Genomic DNA, 21,460 nt, shown 5'->3' with positions numbered 1-21,460 from the left:
GGAGATGCTCAAGTGAAAAAGAAATTAATAGGGTTCGACAGTGTAATGAAAGAATATGAAATGGGTGAGATGACCATCAAAGCCTTAGATGGTGTTGATTTTTCCATTTACGAAGGAGAACTCGTTGTCATTCTGGGAGCAAGCGGTGCCGGTAAAAGTACTATTTTAAATATCCTTGGCGGCATGGACACAGCTACTTCAGGAGACGTGTTTGTCCATGACAATAATATTACCGAATATGATGAAAAAAAATTAACGGCATTTCGTGCGGAAGATGTAGGTTTTGTGTTCCAATTTTATAATTTGATTCCCAATCTAACTGCACTTGAAAATGTGGAATTTGCTTCTGAAGTGTGCGAAGACCATTTAGATGCAAATGAAATATTAAACAACGTCGGGCTTGATGAACGCAAGGATAACTTTCCATCGCAGCTTTCCGGCGGGGAACAGCAAAGAGTTGCAATAGCAAGAGCCGTTGCAAAAAATCCTTTACTGTTACTTTGTGATGAACCAACCGGTGCGCTGGACTATAAAACTAGTAAATCAGTATTGAAACTTTTACAGGATTTAAATAAGGAAACCCAAAAATGTATTGTCATCATTACACATAATGCTGCTATTTCCCCTATTGCTGATCGGGTTATCAAAGTGAAAAGCGGAAAAATAGAGGAAGTAACTACCAATGAAGTAACACAGAGTATAGAGGGGATTGAGTGGTAGTGAAGAAATTAAGTTTAAAACTACTAAGGGATATAAAAGAGTCCAAGGGGCAGTTTTTAGCAATAATTTTAGTTATTGCGGTGGGCGCTTTTTTTTATGCCGGATTGGTTACAATAAGCAGTGATCTTAGTGACTATACCGAAAATTATTTTGATGAACATAATTTAGCAGATTTCAACGTCCATTACAGTGAAATTACGGAAAGCGAAATAGCTCCGATGCAAGATATCGAGGGGATCAATAATATTGAAGGCAGATATACGTTTGATGCGAGTCAGAATTTTGATGGATATCGTGCATCCTTGAAAATACATAGCATACCGCAGGATAACCAGATCAACACCATTGCTGTAACGAGTGGCAACACGCCATCCAGTGAAGAAGAGATCATGTTGGATTCCCGCTATGGGGAAGCTCATGATTATGCAGTTGGTGATATGATCACCATTAATACAGATGATGGAAGTTTTGATTTTATCATTAGCGGGTTCGGAGAAAATGTGGAGCATGCATTTAATATTGAGGACCCATCCCTTGTTCTGCCGGACCACAATACTTATGGCTTAGCCTATATCCATGAAGATCGAATAGAAGAAATTGCAGGCAGTTTTTATTACAATGAATTAATTGTAGATGCACAAGAAGCATATGATACGAATCAAATCAGCAATGCCATTGAAGATTACTCAGAAGCACTTCCTTACCTGTACCTGGTAAATAAAGAAAGAGCGGTCAGTTATTCTGCTATAAATGTAACCATTAGTAATAACGGATTGATGAGCACAGTTGCTCCACTAATCCTATTTATGGTTGCTGCCGTTATTATTTTTCTTACCATGTCAAGGCTTATTGATTCCCAAAGAAATCAAATCGGTATTATGAAAGCATTGGGAATTAAAGACAGTAAGATTTTACTGCATTATATGGGATACCCTATTTTGGTAGGTATTGTCGGCTCTATCGCAGGTTGGTTAATTACTGCTGCAACACTTGTTAATGTACTTAATTCAGTAATCGAACAAACCTATTCCCTGCCGAATTTTAATTTGTCTGTTTCGTATTATACGATATTCCCGTCAATTATCGTTTCTGTCGTTTTCGGGATCATTGCCTGCTTTCTAAGTGGAAGAAGTATATTAAAAGAACGAACAGCACAGGCATTAAGACCAAAGCCGCCAAAGAAAATGAAAAAGATTTTAGTGGAAAGAATTCCTGGTCTCTGGAAAAAACTATCCTATGGAAATAAACTGATTCTGCGAAATATTTTTCTGAACAAAAAGAAAGCCTTGGCAAGTTCTGTTGGAGTAATTGTATGTGTGATTCTATTAATTACAGCTTTTGGTTTTGAGAGTTCTATGCAAACTATTGCTTCACAGATTAATAAGGTTTATAAATACGATTTTAGAGTGGATTATAAAGAGGAGATATCACCTGAAACTGTAAACCTGCCGCCGGATGTTGACAACTATTTTGCATTGGATACCATTCCTGTCGAGTTTGTAGATTTCACGGATGAGAACAATGCATCTTTGGTTGTTACGGAAAAAGAAAATAATTTAATTCAATTCTTCGATGATCAGAATAACAATATTGCATTAGATGATACGGGCGTGCTGGTGCCGAAATCTTATGCCGATATATATGAAATTTCAGAAGGAGACACGATAAAAATTAAATTAATTGGTCCTGAACACCAAGGACAGGAACTCGATATTAACGTAGCCAAAATATCGACGCAGTATACAAATCCGTCCTTTTACACTACACCGGAGTATCTCAGCAGCCTTGGTGCTGATTACAATCCGTCTTCCTTATTGGTTCAAGTGAATAGTGGTGCAAATACGGACAGTGTTCAAAGTGATTTTGAACAGGACCCTGCTGTTGACAGGATTTCTGATAAGAGTGATATTGAACAATCAGTTGATAATATCATTGAACAGAATAATCCGGTGTTTATCATATTCATTCTTTGTGCGGTTATATTATCTTTTGGGGCAATGTATACCATTTCCTCCATTAATATTTACGAGCGCACACGTGAGCTTGCTACATTGAAGGTGCTGGGTTATCAAAAGAATAGGATTAACAGTATTATTTTTGTTGAAAATATCATTTTGACGTTGATTGCAGTCATTATCGCTTTGCCAATCAGTGGTTTCGCATACGGTTTGGTTGTTCAGGCATTATCCAGTTCCAATCAGCAGATTCCTGAAAACCTTGGTTTGGTTACAATTGGGATTGCAGTCTTACTGACATTTGCATTAACGATCATATCGAATCTGCTGCTCAGACGAAGAATTAAAAAAATTGATATGATTGAATCGCTGAAGAGCGTGGAGTAGGATTATTTAAACTTTTGTCAGGTGGAATAAACCTTCTGGCAATGTATTTAACAATTTAATTGTTTGTTTAATTTTTACCGGACTTTTTGACTACCTCTTTAAGGATTGGGGATGAGATTATGGGAGAACAGGTTGATAAGTATAAAATTGCCCTGAAAAAGGCTGCAAAAAAAATAGAAGATCTTTCCAGTGAAATAAATGAACAAAAAAATAAAGAGTCTATTGCCGTAATTGGATATTCATGCCGCTTTCCCGGCGAGGCTGTTGATCCGGATGGCTTTTGGAAAGTGCTTGAGAATAGCATGGATACTGTAACAAAAATAAAAGAAGACAGATTTGACTATAAAAAATATTATAGTGAAAATCCGGAAGATGAGGGGAAGATGATCACCCAATATGGCTCCTTTTTAAAGGAGGATATAAAAACATTCGACAATACCCATTTTAGGTTAACGGCACTGGAAGCAAGCTCTATTGATCCGCAGCACAGACTATTATTGGAAGTCAGCTGGGAAGCTATGGAGAACGCAGGATTGAATATCGAGAAGTTAAAAGGAAGCAGAACCGGTGTATTTATTGGAATAAATTCATTTGAGTACGCAAATGCAGAATTGTTCTCAGGAAATACTTCTGATATTACACCGTATTCTACAACAGGAGTCTCGCTTAGTTCTGCTGCAGGCAGAATATCATATTATTATGACTTTACCGGACCTGCTGTAACCAATGATACTGCTTGCTCTTCATCTATTGCAGCTTTAAACGCTGCTTTTGAAAGTTTGAGGAATCATCAATGTGATATGGCTATTGTCGGTGGTGCGAATTTATTGCTGTCCCCTGAATCGTTCGTTGGACTATCCAAATATAGTGGTCTCTCCAAAGATGGCAGATGCAAACCGTTTGATGAGGCAGCAGATGGGTTTGGAAGAGGAGAAGGATGCGGTGTCATTGTTTTAAAGCGAATGGGAGATGCAATGGATGCTGCTGATGATGTTAAAGCTTTAGTAAGGAGTGTTGCATTAGGACAGGACGGGAAATCAAATGGATATACTGCCCCCAATGGTCTTTCCCAGCAAAAAGTTATGAGGCAGGCATTATCCAACGCAGGGTTAACAGGTGAGGATCTAGACTATGTAGAGACTCATGGTGCCGGAACGCCCTTAGGTGATTTGATAGAAGTAGAGTCCATTTCAGAAGTTATTAAAAATAAGAAGGACAAGCTGTTAATAGGTTCTGTGAAGTCAAATCTCGGCCATTTGGAGGCTGCCTCAGGCATGGCAAGCCTTATTAAGGTTATCATGGCAATCGAGAAGAAAAAGATACCGGCAAGTATTCAATTTCACAATCCCAATCAGAATATTAACTGGAATAAAACAAAAGTAGTCAGCCAAATGACTGACTGGCCGGAAACTGGCAATGTGAGAAGAGCAGGGATTAATTCATTTGGCTTTAGCGGAACATTAGCAAATGCAATTATTGAAGAACCTCCTGAAATTTATATAGAAGAGAAGCAGGATATACTGCCGGAACATATCATGACGTTATCGGCTAAAAATGAAAATGCACTAAGAGATTATTTGGGTTCAATGAAAAAGTTTCTTTTAAATGAAGAGAAAAATATTGGGGATATTGCTTATACTACGAATGTAAGTAGATCATTTCTGAATCACAGATTCGCTGTCATTGGAAAAACAAGAGAAGCGTTTGTGGATAAGATGGAGCATGCTCTAAATAACCCACAAGGCATTTTATCAACAAAAGGTAAAAAAAATAACGCCAAAACTGCCTTTATATTTACCGGTCAAGGCTCTGTATATAAAAACATGGCAGAAGACCTTTACCTGACGTCAAAACCGTTCAAGGAAACATTGGATATATGTAATAAAGAATTTAATAAAATGCTTGATATATCGATATTGGATGGGATTTTTAGTGATGATACGGAACTGATCAACACCCCTATTTATTCCCAGCCCATCATATTTTCAGTTGAGTATGCATTGACAAAACTCTGGGAAAAACTGGGCGTTAAGCCTAATGTTGTGGTTGGGCACAGCATTGGAGAGTATACTGCTGCATGTTGTGCCGGGCTAATAAGCTTCAATGATGCAGTCAGAATGATTGGTCAGCGCGGAAAAATGATGGAATCAATTGATATTGAAGGGAAAATGCTTGGAATTCTTACAAATGAGGAAAATGTACAGAACGCTATTAAGGAAAGTGGTTGTAATAACGTTTCCATAGCTGCTGTCAATGCACCTGAGAATGTTACTATATCCGGTCCAAGTCAGGAAGTGGATATGGTTGTTTCTGCAATACAATCGAAGCATAGAGTTTTTATTAATCAACTAAATATTGCGCACCCGTATCATTCTCCAATGATGAAAAAGTATGAGGATGTTTACAGCAGCAGTATAGGTGACATATTATTTGCTGATCTTCATGTTGATATGATATCAACTATCAGCGGGAAGTTAGAGAATACTGATTATTTGGGTAATAAAAGTTATTGGGTGGAGCATCTTTCAAAAAGTGTAAACTTTCATCGTGCTATTTTGGAAGCAAGAAGGCTTGGAGTAGAGGTATTCATTGAAATTGGTGGAGATGCCACACTGAGCGGACTGGCAAATCAATGTATCGATGATGAAGAAGCCATGTTTCTTCCTTCACTAAGGAAGGGATTAAGAGGATATGAACAACTATTTGACTCCATTTCCAAGCTATATGTAAAAGGGTTTGATATTGACTGGAATTCTTTTCATGACACTTACGTAAATAAAAAGGTGGAAATTCCGAATTATCCATTCCAAAAGAAAAAACTTTGGCGCGAGGTGAATAGTATGGAAAATTTAACCCAGCCACAGGAAAAACAAAAGATACCATTAAATAAAACAGATGAAATGCCTCAACATGAACAGACAGACCCGACAGAGGAAAAAGAAAAGCTGAAATCAGAGATTAAAAAAATGATTCAAATGCTGACATGGCTGGAAAATGATGAAATAGAAGATGATTTGAATTTATTTGAGCTGGGCTTTGACTCATTAGTTTTAGTATCTCTAAATAAACAAATCCACAGTAAATATAACTTGGATATATCTTTAAATGATTTTTTTGCGGAGCTGGATACGGTTGAGAAGATTGCAGGATATATCTTTGACCATACAGACACCACTTTAATTATTTCCGAGGAGACAGACACAAAAGTGACTCCCGAAGCTACAGTTGTTATAGATGAGGAAGATGAAGAAGCCCAGACAGCACATGCAATGAATAGCAGCTTAGAGAATGCTCCACTTGACAATATGGACACTATACAGGATGTATTCAATAAACAGATTCAAATAATGGATAGACAGCTTGAGATTATCAAAAATATGACGGGATCAAGCGGACAGGTAACAATTGATAAGAGGAATTATCAGAATGGACAGAAAAAAACGTCAGCGCCCACAAAAAATTTAAATACGAGCAAACAAAAAAACACTGATAAAACCAGCTATGTTCCCTTTAAAAAGACCAATATTGAAGAGACAACGCGATTAGATGATCTAAAGTTAACATACATAAAAAATGTGGAGAAGAAGTATATAAATCTTTCTGCTAAATCGAAGGAAGCGACACAACACTACAGAAGTGTATATGCAAATAACAGAAATGTAGCTGGATTCAGGCCAGTATTTAAGGAAATGATATACCAGATTGTAGCTGAAAAAGGATTGGGTTCCCGAATCCGTGATATAGACGGTAACAGCCTGCTTGATTTAACGATGGGGTTTGGTGTGAATTTGTTTGGCCATAATCCGGATTTTATCAATAAAGCCTTAAAAGCAGAATTGAATAACGGAATGCCTTTAGGACCAATGGGAAGACTGGCAGGAACAGTCGCTGAAAAAATAAATGAACTTACAGGTGTAGAAAGAGTTGCTTTTTATAACTCAGGGACGGAAGCCAACATGGTAGCTGCTAGAATAGCCCGAGCTGCTACAGGAAGGAAAAAAATTGTTGTTTTTGCAGGCTCTTATCATGGAACTTATGATGGTTTGCTGGGCTTACCTTCTTATAATGAGGAAGGAAATCCAGTTTCCATTCCGCTGGCACCCGGGATTATGGATAGTATGGTCAGTGACCTTCTCGTTCTGCAATATGATGATGAACATGCATTGAATTTTATTAAAAATAATGCTGATGATATAGCCGGCGTATTGGTTGAGACAGTCCAAAGCAGAAAACCCGATATTCAGCCTCGTGATTTCCTTCTGAAGTTAAGGGATCTAACGGAGGAATTTGACATTGCATTGATGTTTGATGAAATAATTACCGGATTCCGTATTGCGCCGGGAGGAGCTCAGGAATACTTCGGAATTAAAGCAGATATCGTAACTTATGGAAAGGTAGCTGGGGGCGGAATGCCCATAGGCATTGTATCCGGCAAAGCGAAATATTTAGACAGTATAGACGGCGGAATGTGGCAATATGGAGATCAGTCGGTTCCACCTCGCGAAAATAAAAGAACTTTTGTTGCCGGAACTTTTTCACATCATCCTATGGCTATGGCTGCAGCAGCAGCGACACTAACGCATATAAAGAAAAATAAAGACCATATGTATGCGGAGCTTAATGGTAAAACAGACCGTTTTGCTGAACACATAAATGCTTACTTTGAAAAAAATCATATACCGATGAGAGTAGTTCATTTTGGTTCTTTATTTCGGTTTGTTTTTCAGGGAGATTTTGAAATATTCTTTTATGGATTACTTGAAAAAGGAATTTATATTTGGGAAGGAAGAAACTGTTTCTTTTCAACGGAACATACAGAGGAAGATATAGATGCAATTATTTCGGCAATTAAACGAACCGTGGAGGAAATGAGACAAGCAGGGTATTTTGGAGAATTGCCTCCACAGAAGGAATCAGACATTATCACACCTGAAGAAACAAGTCATCCACAGGTTTATCCAATGTCTAATATGCAAAAAGGTTTATATGCCCAAAGCATAGTCAGCGAGGACGATCCAAATACCATCGTTTCCGCATTAAAATTTACTGGAGAACTTGATATCCCTAAATTGGAAAGAACTATTTCTGAAATCATGCATCGCCATGAAAGCTTAAGAACACAATTCTATGTAGAAGATGGCCGGTTTAAACAGGAAGTTTTGCAGCATGTTGAATTTAACATAAAGAAAATGAAAATGAACGGCGAGAATGCTGATGCGTTGATACAGAAAGCTGTCACATCTTTTGACTTAAGTACAGCACCGCTTTTTAGAATTACAGTAATAGAAGACGGAGATAGCGCGGGGTTATTAATCTTTCATTTTCACCATACCATAGCAGACGGAATTTCAATGAATATATTTGTACAAGAAATAATCCAATTGTTTAGAGGTCAGAGTTTGCCACCTGTAAGGCATCAATACAGGGATTTTATTGAATGGGAAAAAAAGTATTCCGATTCTCATGAAATGGAAAGGGATAAAAAATATTGGCTTGATAAATTATCCGGAGCGAGAAATGTATTACAGCTGCCTGCTGATTTTCCACCTAATAAGGAAGGGGATTTCTTTGTCGCAACGGTTAAAGAAAAAGTGTCTTCCAATGTGGTTAATCGCCTGAAAAAAGCAGCCGGTAAACATCAATGTTCTGTATTTATGCTGTTAGTTACTGCATGTAATATTTTGCTCAAAAAACTTTCAGGCAGTGAAGATATTTTAATAGGAACACCAGCCTCAAATAGGGGTGGAGGATCGTTTGATAATAGTATAGGGATGTTCACGAATACGATTGTATTGAGAAATTCTCTTAAGGATAAAAAAAATCTCAAGGAATTGATCATGGAGGTAAAGCAAAACAGCTTGGAATCCTATCCACATCTTAATTACCCATACCATGATCTAATCAGCCAAATTAATGAAGATATAAGTCATAAAGACGCTTTAATCAACACGATGTTTATATATGAAAAAACAGATCAAAGGTCACTAAAAATTGACGACTTGGAAATAAGTGCTCATGACTTTAAAACACAGTTTTCAGATTTTGATTTTACAATGGAAGTACTTGAAGAGAATGGTGCGTTTGACATCAGTTTGACGTATAAAACCGGCCAGTTCAAAGAAGAAACGATGAAGAGGTGGGGACAATACTTTAATAATATTTTAGAGATATTACAGCACGATGAAAATAATCAAATGAAGCTTGAAGAGATTGAATTAATCGACGCCGCAGAGAAGGACACATTGCTTCATGAGTTCAATGCCGATGCCGAACTTTTGGAGCCTGAAACGAGGACAATTTGTCAACTGTTTGAAGCACAGGCGGAAAAGACACCAGATAAAACAGCAATTGTTTTTGAAAATAATCATATGAGCTACCGGGAATTAAATGAGAAAGCCAATCAGCTGGCAAGGCTACTGAAGGAGAAAGGAGCAGGTACAGAATCAATTATAGGGATCATGGTAAACAGATCCTTGGATATGATGATTGGAATTTTGGGGGTATTAAAAGCCGGAGGAGCCTATTTGCCAATTGATGCGGATTATCCGGCAGAGAGAATTCGTTATATGCTTACAGATAGCGGCTGCAGCATCTTACTGACTCAAAAATCATTACACGAAAAATTTGATTTCTCCATTCAGCAAATATGTATGGACGAGGAGAATCTGGAGAATAGAGAGAAGGAAAATCTCGATATTGTCATATATCCTGATAATATGGCTTACCTTATTTATACATCCGGATCAACTGGAAAGCCAAAAGGTGTCATGATTGAACACAGGAATGTAACCAGTTTTGTACATGCGGTAACCAGTAAAATGGATATAGATGAAACGGACCGTGTTTTATGCATGACTACGTTCAGTTTTGATATTTTTGGATTTGAGTTATTTGTTCCTATTACAAAAGGTATGGAAATCTACCTTTTGAACAACAAAGAGCAAAAAGACTTACTCCATTTAAAAGCCTTTATCTATAGAAATAAAATAAACATTCTTCAAATTACTCCATCAAGAATGAAGATGGTTATTGACTCTATAAAGAATGATGATATTAATGGCAGCCATCTTCAAAGCTTAAGGACAATATTAATCGGCGGCGAGGAACTGCCTTATAAAGTATATGATGAAGTGAGAAAAATAACGAATGCCAAAATCTATAACATGTATGGTCCTACAGAAGCTACGATCTGGGCTACGATGAAAGAATTAAATGACAGCACAATTACCATTGGAAAACCGCTTTCCAATTGCAGGGCATTAATACTGAGCAACAATAAAGCCATCCTCCCGTTAGGGGTGCCGGGCGAACTTTATATATCGGGGGAGGCAGTGGGAAGGGGTTATTTTAATAAGGAAGAACTAACCTCTGAAAAATTTGAAGAAAATCCATTTATACCTGGCGAGCGTATGTATCGGACGGGTGATTTAGCCAGATGGACAGAAGACGGTAATATTCAATTTTTAGGCAGAATGGATAATCAGGTGAAAATAAGAGGTCATCGAATAGAACTGGGAGAAATAGAAAACCAGCTGCTGAAAGATGAGCGAATAAAAGAAGCCGTAGTAATTGATAAGGACATCGGTCAAGAAGATAAACGTTTATGTGCCTATGTCGTTTTCAATGAGAAAATACTGCTTAAAGAATTAAGGGAACTAGTTGCCAAGGCCTTGCCGGACTATATGATGCCAGCGCATTTTATACAACTGGAAAAACTGCCGCAAACGTTAAATGGAAAAATAGACAGGCTTTCTTTGCCGGATCCATCAGGGAAAATAGAGACGGGAGTAATATATGAAGCACCTCAAAATGAAACGGAAGAAATGTTGCTGGATATATGGATGAAGGTTTTACGTGTAAAGCGGGTAGGGATAAATGATGATTTCTTCAGCTTGGGCGGGGACTCGATAAAAGCCCTTCAGCTGGTTTCGAGATTGAAGTCTGCATGTTTTGATTTGGATGTCGAAAAGGTTTACGATCATCCGACAATCAAGGAATTGGCCAAAGTTTTTGTATCCAAAAACAAGCACAGTCAAGAAACTGTAACAGGAAAAGTAAACCTCACACCAATTCAGCTAAGCTATCTTGACGGGGAATTAAAGCAGTACAGCTTATCTCAGTCCGTGGTCTTATATACAGAAGATGGGATTCAGCTTGATTCAATCAAAAAGGTGTTTGACAACGTAATGGTCCACCATGATGCATTAAGGATGGCGTATAAGTCGTATGGAGAAAAAATTATGCAAATTAACCGGGGGCAGGAAGGTAATCTATATGATTTGCATGTATACAACGATTCAAGCTATGAAGAAATGTTGGATAAATGTAACGAAATCCAGGATAGTATCAGCCTTGATGCAGGACCATTGGTTAAATTGGGTTTATTTAAAACAGCAACGGGAGATTATTTCTTTATAGCTATCCATTCTTTGCTCATAGACGATAGATCATGGGAAATTCTATTGGAAGATTTGGAAAGTGGTTATGCCCAGGCAATGAATGGGGAAGAAATTACGTTTGGGAAGAAAACTGCATCCTATAAGGAATGGTCGGAAAAATTGAATGAATATGCCGATTCCCATACGATAACAAATCAGTTTGCTTACTGGAATGAATTAGAAGAAGTAAATATAAAAAAACTGCCAAGAGACGCCAGATAAGAAAATGGATAGCAAATAGCAGGACAGGGAGGGAAGGAAACATGGATGTGCAAATTAAAACGTCATCAACTCGCAGGCAGCAAATGTTTGAATTCGGTAAACAAAATACCAGGCAGCTGGAAAAGATGAATAAAGCGTACAACACGGAAACGAGAGAGCTTTTACTGGTAGCTCTGGCAATGACAATCAGCAATTGGACAAAAGAAGAAAAGACATTAATTAATGTTGAAACGGATGGCCGGCAAGAGAGGCTGGAAGGTATAGATGTCACCAGAACAATCGGGTGTTTTTCAACGCAATATCCAGTGATTCTGACAAACCATGTTAATATTGCGGACACCATTAAAAACACAAAAGATATGTTGCGAAACATCCCCGATAGTGGAATGTCTTATGGACTGGCTAAGTATTTATCCGAGGAAAAATTGAATGTTAATTTAAAGCCGGAAATACAATTTACCTATCTATGGAGGGGAAATCCCCGCAAAAATGACAGTATGTTTCAAGCAGTTAAGTTAAACAATGGCCAGGCATTCTATCCATTGACTGTTTTAGGAGTATTCACAGAGGGAAGCTTAAAAGTTTCCTTCACCTACAGTAATAAAGAATTTAACGACGGGACAATGGAAGGCTTAATGAAATACTACAAAGATTCTCTCGTTTTAATTATGGATCATTGCCTGAAAAAAGAAGATAGTGTTGTTACGACTTCTGATCTGACCGATGGAGATATCACTTTGGAGGAACTGCAGGCTTATCAGGACAGTCTGGGTAACATTAAAAGAATTTATCCGCTGGCACCGATGCAGGAAGGAATGCTTTATCACACTTTGCTCGAAAAAGATGATCCTTACAACATCGTTTCGAGTATACAATTAGAGGGTTCGGTCGATGAGAAAATCTTAGAACAAGCATTCAACAAGGTGATAGACCGGCATGATATTTTAAGAACCGTTTTTGATTACTTTTCTTTTAAGCAAAGTATGCAGGTTATTTTTAATAAGAGAAAGGCTGAAGTTGAATATCTGGACCTTACAGAGCAGCATAAGCAGAAAGAAAAACTTGTTGATGATTTAATTAAACAACAGAAACAAGAACGATTTAACTTAAGTACCGATATGCTAATAAGATTAACCTTGGTTAAGACAGATGAAAAGCATTATTACATCATTTTTAATGCCCATCATATTCTGATGGACGGTTGGTGTTTCGGTATCATTGTACGTGAGCTCTTCAGCATATATAACGAATTGAAATATGGAATCCCGGCTGATTTGGAGGATGGAAAACCATACTCTGATTATATTGCATGGTTAAAGACCAAAGACTTTGAAAATGCGAAGGATTACTGGAGATCCAACCTGGAAAAAATTAATCATCCTGTTAAAGTGCCATTTGGCACAGAGAATAAAAATAATGAAACAGTTAAACAAGAATTAAGCTTGACCCTTGATAAGAAACAGACAGGATCCATGGAGAAATTGGCACGAAAACATAAAGTAAGCCTTAATACGGTTTTACAAAGTATATGGGCCATTCTTCTTCATAAATACGGAAATAATAGTGATATTGTATATGGCTATGTTGTCTCGGGAAGAAGTCCCGAATTAGAGGGAGCAGAAAACATTCTTGGGCTATTTATCAATACGGTTCCCCTAAGCGTAAGAGTGCCAGACGATACACAATTTACAGAACTGATGCAGGCTGTAAGAGGGAGAATTTTAAAAAACAGCCAATACGATTATTTAAGCCTGGCAGAGATACAAAACGTCAGCCGGCTCAAAAACGATCTTATAAATTGTCTTTTTGTATTTGAGAACTTTCCATTGGATGAAGGTGAATTAAAAGAAGAAATTGAACGAAATAATGAGTTGACACTGAACAGTGATAACCATTCTATTTTTCGCAACACAGTAATCGATGAAACTAACTATGACTTCACTGTTGTGGTGACGCCGAATAAAGAAATGGAGATAAAGTTTTTATATAACGAAAAAGTGTACAGCACAGAAGATGTTTCCAAAGTAATGAATTCCTTTGAAAATTTAATGGATCAAATTATGCAGAATAGTATGGTGAAGATACAGGATATCCAATTGGATAATCCGGAAGAAAAGCATAAAATGCTCGTTTCCTTTAATGATACAAAAACTGCATATCCAAAAAATAATACAGTGGCGGAACTGTTTGAAAAACAGGTCAAAAAAACGCCAAACAATACAGCGGTGGTCTTTGAAAATAAACATTTAACATATGAGGATCTAAACCGGGAGGCGAACAGACTAGCCCATACGCTGAAAGAAGAAGAAATTGAAAAAGAGCACATAGTAGGCATTATGGTAGAGAAATCCCTCGAGATGGTAATTGGAACATTGGCTATTCTAAAAGCTGGAGCAGCATATTTGCCAATTGATCCCGCATATCCAGAAGACAGAATAAACTACTTGCTGCATGATGGCAATGTCAAAATGGTATTAGCTGATACAGAGAATCGGAATGCGCTTTTAGTTGTTCCGAAGCTGCTGGATATTACCAAAAATAGTGCCTATACCGGCAATATAAATGACCCTGAAATAATAAATGATGCGACGAGCCGGGCATATGTTATCTACACTTCCGGAACAACAGGAAATCCCAAAGGAGTAGATATAAAGCATAAAAGTATTGCCAGACTGGTGAAAGAAACGAATTATGTTGATATAAAAGAGGATGACAGGCTGCTGCAGACAGGATCGATTACGTTTGATGCCTCCACTTTTGAAATTTGGGGACCTTTGCTGAACGGTGCTGCACTTTATCTTGCAAATCAGGATACCATACTGGACTATGACCTGTTGGAAGATTTTCTGAAAGCAAATAAAATCACAACTATGTTTTTGACTCCTGCATTGTTTCATAAAGTAACGGAAGTAAACCCGAAAACTTTCAGTGAATTAAGAACCTTGCTTGTTGGCGGTGATGTATTATATCCGAAATATGTAAATAGAGCATTAAAAGCAGCTGCTGGTCTTACGATTATAAATGGGTATGGACCAACAGAAAATACAACATTTTCTACAGCATACCGTATGAGTTCTCCTGTGAACGAAGAAAAGACAATTCCGATCGGTTCTCCGATTTCGAATACAACGGCATATATTTTAGACAGTAATTTCGAATTAGTTCCTATTGGAATGGAAGGAGAACTATGTTTATCGGGTGATGGGCTGGCTGCAGGTTATCTGAATAAGGAAGAACTGACAAAAGAGAAATTCGTTGACCATCCTTTTTTGCCGGGTCAGAAGATGTATCGAACCGGTGACAAGGCCAGGTGGCTGCCTGATGGAAATATCGAATATTTAGGGAGAATGGACCAGCAGGTGAAAATAAGAGGTTTCCGAATTGAGCCTGGAGAAATAGAAAATGCGCTGTTGAAGCTTCAAGGGGTGAAGGAAGCTGCGGTAGTATCCAGAGAGGAGCAGGATGATAAGTATCTTTGCGCCTACTACAGCTCAGAAACAAATTATGATCGTGAAGAAATGAAAGATGAGCTGAAAAAGCATTTACCTGATTATATGATTCCTGCCTGGATTATAAGGATGGAGTCATTGCCGCTTACGCTTAATGGGAAGATAGACAAAAAACAACTGCCGCTGCCAGGTAAACATACGGAGACAAATTTCCATGATGATGCACCAGGAAATGAAGTGGAGCAGGTCATTGCCTCGGTTTGGAAAAGCGTACTGGGCGTTAATAGAATTGGAATAAATGAAAAGTTTTTCAGTTTGGGCGGAGATTCAATTAAAGCAATACAAATTATAGCCCGAATCAGAAATGAGGGATATGATGTTGAGCTAAAAGATTTAGTTGGAAACCCAACCATTAAAGAATTAAGCGGAAATGTTAAACAGAATGACAGAGAAATAGATCAGGGGGAAGTAACAGGTGAGGTTGATCTGACACCGATTCAACAATGGTTTTTTCAACAAAATAAATTAGTGAAGAATCATTTTAATCAAGAACTGATGCTTTTTAGTGAAGAAGGCTTTAATCAACAGTGGCTGCAGCAAGCCTTTGAAACTATTATCAAACATCATGACATATTAAGAGCAGTATTTACAGATGGAAAGCAAAGAATTAAAGAAACATCAGAAAAGCTCTATGACATGGTTGTGCATGATTTAACCGGAAGAGACGTCAATAAAGAAGAAATCAATGACTTATGCAGTGATATACAGGCAAGCATGGATTTGGACAAGGGCCCATTAGTCAAATTGGGATTATTTAAAACCGATAAAGGGGATCATCTGCTGATAGCAATTCATCATCTTATTGTAGATACCGTGTCATGGAGAATTATCGTGGAAGACTTTGATAGGATTTATAATGGGCTGAAACTCAAACAGGAGATAGTGCTTCCGGCAAAAACCACATCTTTTAAAGAATGGTCGGCGAGACAAAAAGATTTTTCCGCAGGTTATCAGATGAAGAAGGAGCTTGCGTATTGGAAGAACTTAAACGCTTATGATATGAGGAAGCCGCAACAGATTAAGGAATCCAAAAAACTTCATGGGCATACAATGAGCACCAAAACAGCAGTTTTAGACAAAGGTTTTACAGATAAGCTGCTTACGGAAGTAAATAGAGCATATTCTACGGAAATAAACGATATTATACTTGCCGCTTTAACCCTTACTTTAGGCAAATTTAATCACACCAATCAAATCGTGCTGAACCTGGAATCTCATGGCAGGGAGCCAATCGTGAAGGATGTAGATATCACAAGAACAGTTGGATGGTTTACAAGTCAGTACCCGGTAGTTTTGAGCAGTTTTAAACATTTGGGAGAACTGATTGCGGGGACAAAAGATACATTGCGGAAAGTCCCGAATAAAGGGATAGGATATGGTATTCTGAAGTATTTAACGGAATATGATTTGGGAGAAATAATTGAACCGGATGTAAGCTTCAATTATTTGGGACAGTTTGACCATATTATATCCGGTGAAAACTTTACATTGTCTGAGATATCCGGAGGAACTTCCGCCAGTAAAGACAGTATACGATTGTATCCATTGGATTTTGTTGCTTTTATTGCAAACGGGGAATTTAACTTGACTTTGAATTACAGCAGCGAAGAATTTAATGATACAAACATCGATCAACTGTTACAAGATTATATGAATAACGTCAAGTCTATCATTTCTCATTGTGTATCGAAAGAACAAGTGGAGGTTACCGTTTCAGATGTTACAGACGAAGCAATAATGCCAGTACAATTACAGTCTTATGAAGATGCTATGGATAATATTCAAAGCATTTACCCGCTTTCCCCAATGCAGGAAGGACTGATTTTCCATTCTTTATCGGAAAGTGGAGAGGCATACCATGTCAGTATGCAGCTTTCATTAACAGGAGACCTAGATGTCGAGATCCTGAACAAAAGCTTTCAGGACTTGACAGCTCGTCATGATGTTTTTCGAACGAGTTTTGACAGCAGCAGTTTTCATGAGAATATGCAAGTTGTATATAAAAACAGAGTTCCGGAACTGCAATATTTTGATATCAGTAAGATGAAAGGAAACAAGGAACGCTATGTCCACAAATTATTGCAGAAGGATAGAAAACGAGGTTTTGACTTATTTAAGGATATTTTAATCAGGCTGTTTGTAATAAAGCTTGATGAAAAGGAATTTAGTCTGATCCTGAGCAACCATCATATTATTTTGGATGGCTGGTCCTTTGGTATCATTACCCAAGAGTTATTTCAGATATACAACAATTACAAGGTGGGTGCACCTCAGTTTACGGAAAAGGTGGTTCCTTATCAAAAATATATTGAATGGCTGAAGAAACAGGATGAAGAGAAGGCGGTCGGTTTTTGGAAAGACTATTTGACCGGCTATAACAATCATATTGAAATACCTTTTAAAAAGTCATCTATCAGTCAGGGAAGAAGCCAAGAGGTCATTTGGAGTCTGGGTAAAGAGAAAACGGATCAATTAAATGTATTTGCAAGAACTAACAATGTCACAGTCAATACGATTTTACAAAGTATTTGGGCAATCCAGCTGCAGCGGTACAATAACGTTAGAGATATCGTATTTGGGTTTATTGTTTCCGGCAGGACGACAGAAATTAATCAAATTGATGAAATGGTAGGCTTATTTATCAATACGATACCATTAAGAGTAAACACAACGAAAGAAAAACGATATACAGAAATAATCAGGAAAATGAAAGCTGATTTAGATGAGAATGAACCGTATCGTTATGTCTCTGTGGCTGAAATTCAAAAGAATACAGAGGTTAAATCAAGTTTAATCAATACATTAATGGTATTTGAAAATTATCCCATAGATAAAAACTTGATTAATGACGGGATACTTGAAGACGCGGGTTTACAAATTGGCGAATTTACGTCTATTGAAGAGACAAACTACAGCTTCAACCTGAAGGTAATATCTGGAGATGAACTTGTCATCGCGTTTGATTATAATGACGGCATTTATGATCAGAAGGCAGTCAGTAAGGTAAAAGATCATTTTGCCGGTATTTTGGATCAAATAATGGAGAATCCTGAACTTGAAATTGATGAACTGGAATTGCTGGAGAATGAGGAAAGAAACGTTTTATTGGAAGATTTTAATTCCATGAATGTTCCTTTGGACATGAAGGCTACAATTCAAGGATTATTTGACTATCACGTGAAGAAAAACCCGGATAAGCCTGCAATAGTATATGATGGCCAAAAAATGAGCTATAGCGAGTTAAATAAAAAGGCAAATTCATTGGCTAAGCTGTTAAGAGATAAGGGAATTGGGCCGGAGACCATTGTGCCGGTGATGACAGACAGGTCCTTTGAAATGGTAATTGGAATACTTGCTGTATTAAAGGCAGGAGCAGCATATTTACCCATCGATTCAGAATATCCTGAAGCTCGCATCAATTATATGCTTAGCGATAGTGGAGTTCAAATGTTGTTAACCACCAGAAAATCTCTGCAACAAAGAGAACTTGCCATCAGTGAGTTCATTTATTTGGAAGATGAAGAGCTGTATGCGAATGAAGTGGAAGAAATAGATAACAAAAGTAATTTAAACAGCTTGGCATATGTTATTTACACGTCAGGGACTACCGGGAAGCCAAAGGGGGTCATGCTTGAACAAAGAGGGGTCATTAATCTGACAAATTGGTTTAAGCAGGAACTTGAAATAAGCGGAGATGAAAACATATTACAATTTGCCAGTATGGCATTTGATGCATTTTCTTGGGAATTAAACATGACACTTTTGCTTGGAAACACATTTTATATACCGGAAAAGGATGTAATTACAAGTCCGGATTTATTCAATGATTATATAAAAAGCAATCAGATCACGACAGTAACTCTGCCTCCATTTATCGCAGCCGAGCTTGATGCGGATAATGGCCTGCAGAAAGTAATCGTAGCCGGCAGTGAAGTGAAAGAGAATCAAATTAGCCATTTATTGAAGAAGATGACAGTTATTAATGCATATGGACCGACAGAAGATACAGTTTGTACAACCTTTTATCCGCTCTCAGATAAAAGTAAAGGAAGCATACCGATTGGAAGGCCGATATCAAACCATCGTGTTCTCATCCTGGATGAAGATCATAAGCTGGTCCCTGCCGGTGTTGAAGGTGAATTATGTGTATCCGGAGCTGGTGTAGCCCGCGGATATCTGAATAACGAATCCCTAACAAGGAAGAAATTTATAGAAAATCCTTATAAAACAGGCGAAACACTTTATAAAACAGGGGATGTTGCCAGGTGGATGCCGGACGGAAATATAGCGTATTTAGGAAGAATGGATCATCAGGTTAAAATCAGGGGATTCCGAATTGAAATGAGTGAAATAGAACAACAGATGCTGAACATATCATCCATATCCCAAGTTGCTATAGCGGATAAAGAAATAAATGGGATGAAATATATTTGTGCTTATTTTGTATCGGAGGATGAAATCAGTGTTGCTGATTTAAGAGAAACATTGAGGAAGACCCTTCCAAACTATATGATACCGTCTTATTTCATCAGATTAGAGTCTCTTCCATTTACTATAAATGGAAAGGTGGACAGGGAGAGACTTCCGGATATCGAAACAAATATACAAACCACTGCTTCTAAGGATGAGGAAGTTCATGAAGCCGAACAAACGATAAAGGACATTTGCAAAAAGGTATTGGGATTGAAACAGATTGGCGTGCAGGATAACTTATTTGAATTGGGAGCAGACTCCATACGAATTGCCAAGATATATACGGAGCTAAGAAAATTGAACTTTGACATTTCCATTAAAGACCTTTTTTACTATGAAACGATAAGGTCCATTTATTTAAACTGTATAGCTCCGGACTCATCGGCAGTTCAAGCGGAGAAAGAAAATGCAGAAGTTGTCTATACGGGAATCAATGAAATCAAACGACAACTGACAAAACAGATAAATGAATTTAACGATATGATATTGAGTGTGGAAGCAACCAAAGTATTTCCCACATCTTCCATCCAAAAGATTACGTGGGAGACAAATAGGACGTACAGCGGTGCAATTATGAAATTTAATCATGAGGTAAATGTGAAGCTGCTGAAAAAAAGTATCGTTAGTGTGATCAATAAACAGGGATTGCTGAGAACCAAATTAGTAATGTCAGACGGGAAAATGGAAATGAAAGAACACGGCATGCCGGAGCATCTAAATATACCTTATGTAAACCTGGAAAACACAACGGAGAAAGTGAAAAAACAGGCCATAAATTTCATCGTGGACAATCTATATCAGGAGAACTTGGAAAGCAAAGAAAAAATGATGCATCAGCTTCTGTATAAGGTGATTATAGTTAAATTAGATCGTGCAAAGTACAAAATTTATATGCCTTTTAATCATCTCATATTTGATGGAATGAGCATGGAGATCATAAAAGCAAATATTAAAAAGGCATATGCTGACAACGGTGAACTTTTGGAAGAAGTTACCGGATATGATACCTATGTCCGCCAAGTGCTCTCAGGTCCAAAGGATATATCTGAAGAAGAGCTTATGGAAAAGTTTCGTCTTAATGATTTTTCGAAGCGTATAAAATTGTATAATCAAGCATTTAAAAACAAATCTTTTAGAAATACCACTATATCACTCGAATTATCGGAAGACATTTATGAGCAAATCAAAGAAAACGCCTGGGAAGTTTCCTTAAATATTTTCCAGGTCATTTTGGAAAGCAGCTTTGATATGGAAAAAGTACCTTTTGTCATGATGTATCAAGACAGAAAAAATAATGTAAATAATTACTACAATACGGTTGGAGAGTTTCTTGATGTATTGCCATTAGTAATAAAAAAAGGTGAAAAATTTGATATGGAAAAAGTGCATGACTTCATTAATTTGGCATGCGGAAAGAATATTAATTTTTCAACACTGTTGGAGAACAAGGACTTTGAGAAGCAGTATAAAAGAATTAGTAAAGCTTTAAAAGGTGTCTATACAAACGCGATTCAAGTACCAATATTTAATTTTTCAGCTATCTATGATTCAAAAGCAGAGGATGAAGCGCTCGGGGGAGAACAAGGCGATTTGTCTACAGAAATTAATGTGGCGCTTCACGAGGGAGGATTGAAGATACATTTATTTTGTGAGGAGGATAAGAAGACAATAATTAGAGAAGCCCTTCAGAAGTATGTTCATCATCTAGGCAGCATCATTACTATGAAACCGAAATAATACAGTTTACCTCAGAGGA

At 37.5% G+C, this 21,460-nt stretch carries 4 protein-coding genes; all 4 read left to right on the top strand.

The window, feature by feature from the left end; translation table 11 throughout:
- Positions 1-45 precede the first annotated feature (45 nt).
- The 4 genes from ACDX78_RS09370 (at position 46) to ACDX78_RS09355 (ending at position 21,441) form a co-directional block, all read left to right on the top strand.
- Complete coding sequence (locus ACDX78_RS09370) at positions 46-720, top strand: ABC transporter ATP-binding protein (protein WP_486027337.1); 675 nt, start codon at positions 46-48, stop codon at positions 718-720.
- Positions 720-3,062, top strand: coding sequence for an ABC transporter permease (locus ACDX78_RS09365; RefSeq protein WP_486027274.1), 2,343 nt, complete (start codon positions 720-722; stop codon positions 3,060-3,062). Before ACDX78_RS09370 ends, ACDX78_RS09365 begins: the two co-directional genes overlap by 1 nt.
- Positions 3,063-3,181: 119 nt before the next feature.
- Positions 3,182-11,722, top strand: coding sequence for an amino acid adenylation domain-containing protein (locus ACDX78_RS09360; RefSeq protein WP_486027272.1), 8,541 nt, complete (start codon positions 3,182-3,184; stop codon positions 11,720-11,722).
- Positions 11,723-11,763: 41 nt separating this feature from the next.
- The gene (locus tag ACDX78_RS09355; protein WP_486027270.1) at positions 11,764-21,441 is read left to right on the top strand and encodes an amino acid adenylation domain-containing protein; all 9,678 of its coding nucleotides are present in this window, start codon (positions 11,764-11,766) and stop codon (positions 21,439-21,441) included.
- The last annotated feature ends 19 nt before the right edge of the window (positions 21,442-21,460 follow it).

This window comes from Virgibacillus oceani (assembly GCF_041521345.1).
In the GTDB taxonomy this organism is placed as follows: Bacteria; Bacillota; Bacilli; order Bacillales; family Amphibacillaceae; genus Virgibacillus_N; species Virgibacillus_N oceani_A.
This window is presented reverse-complemented; position numbering and strand designations above follow the sequence as displayed.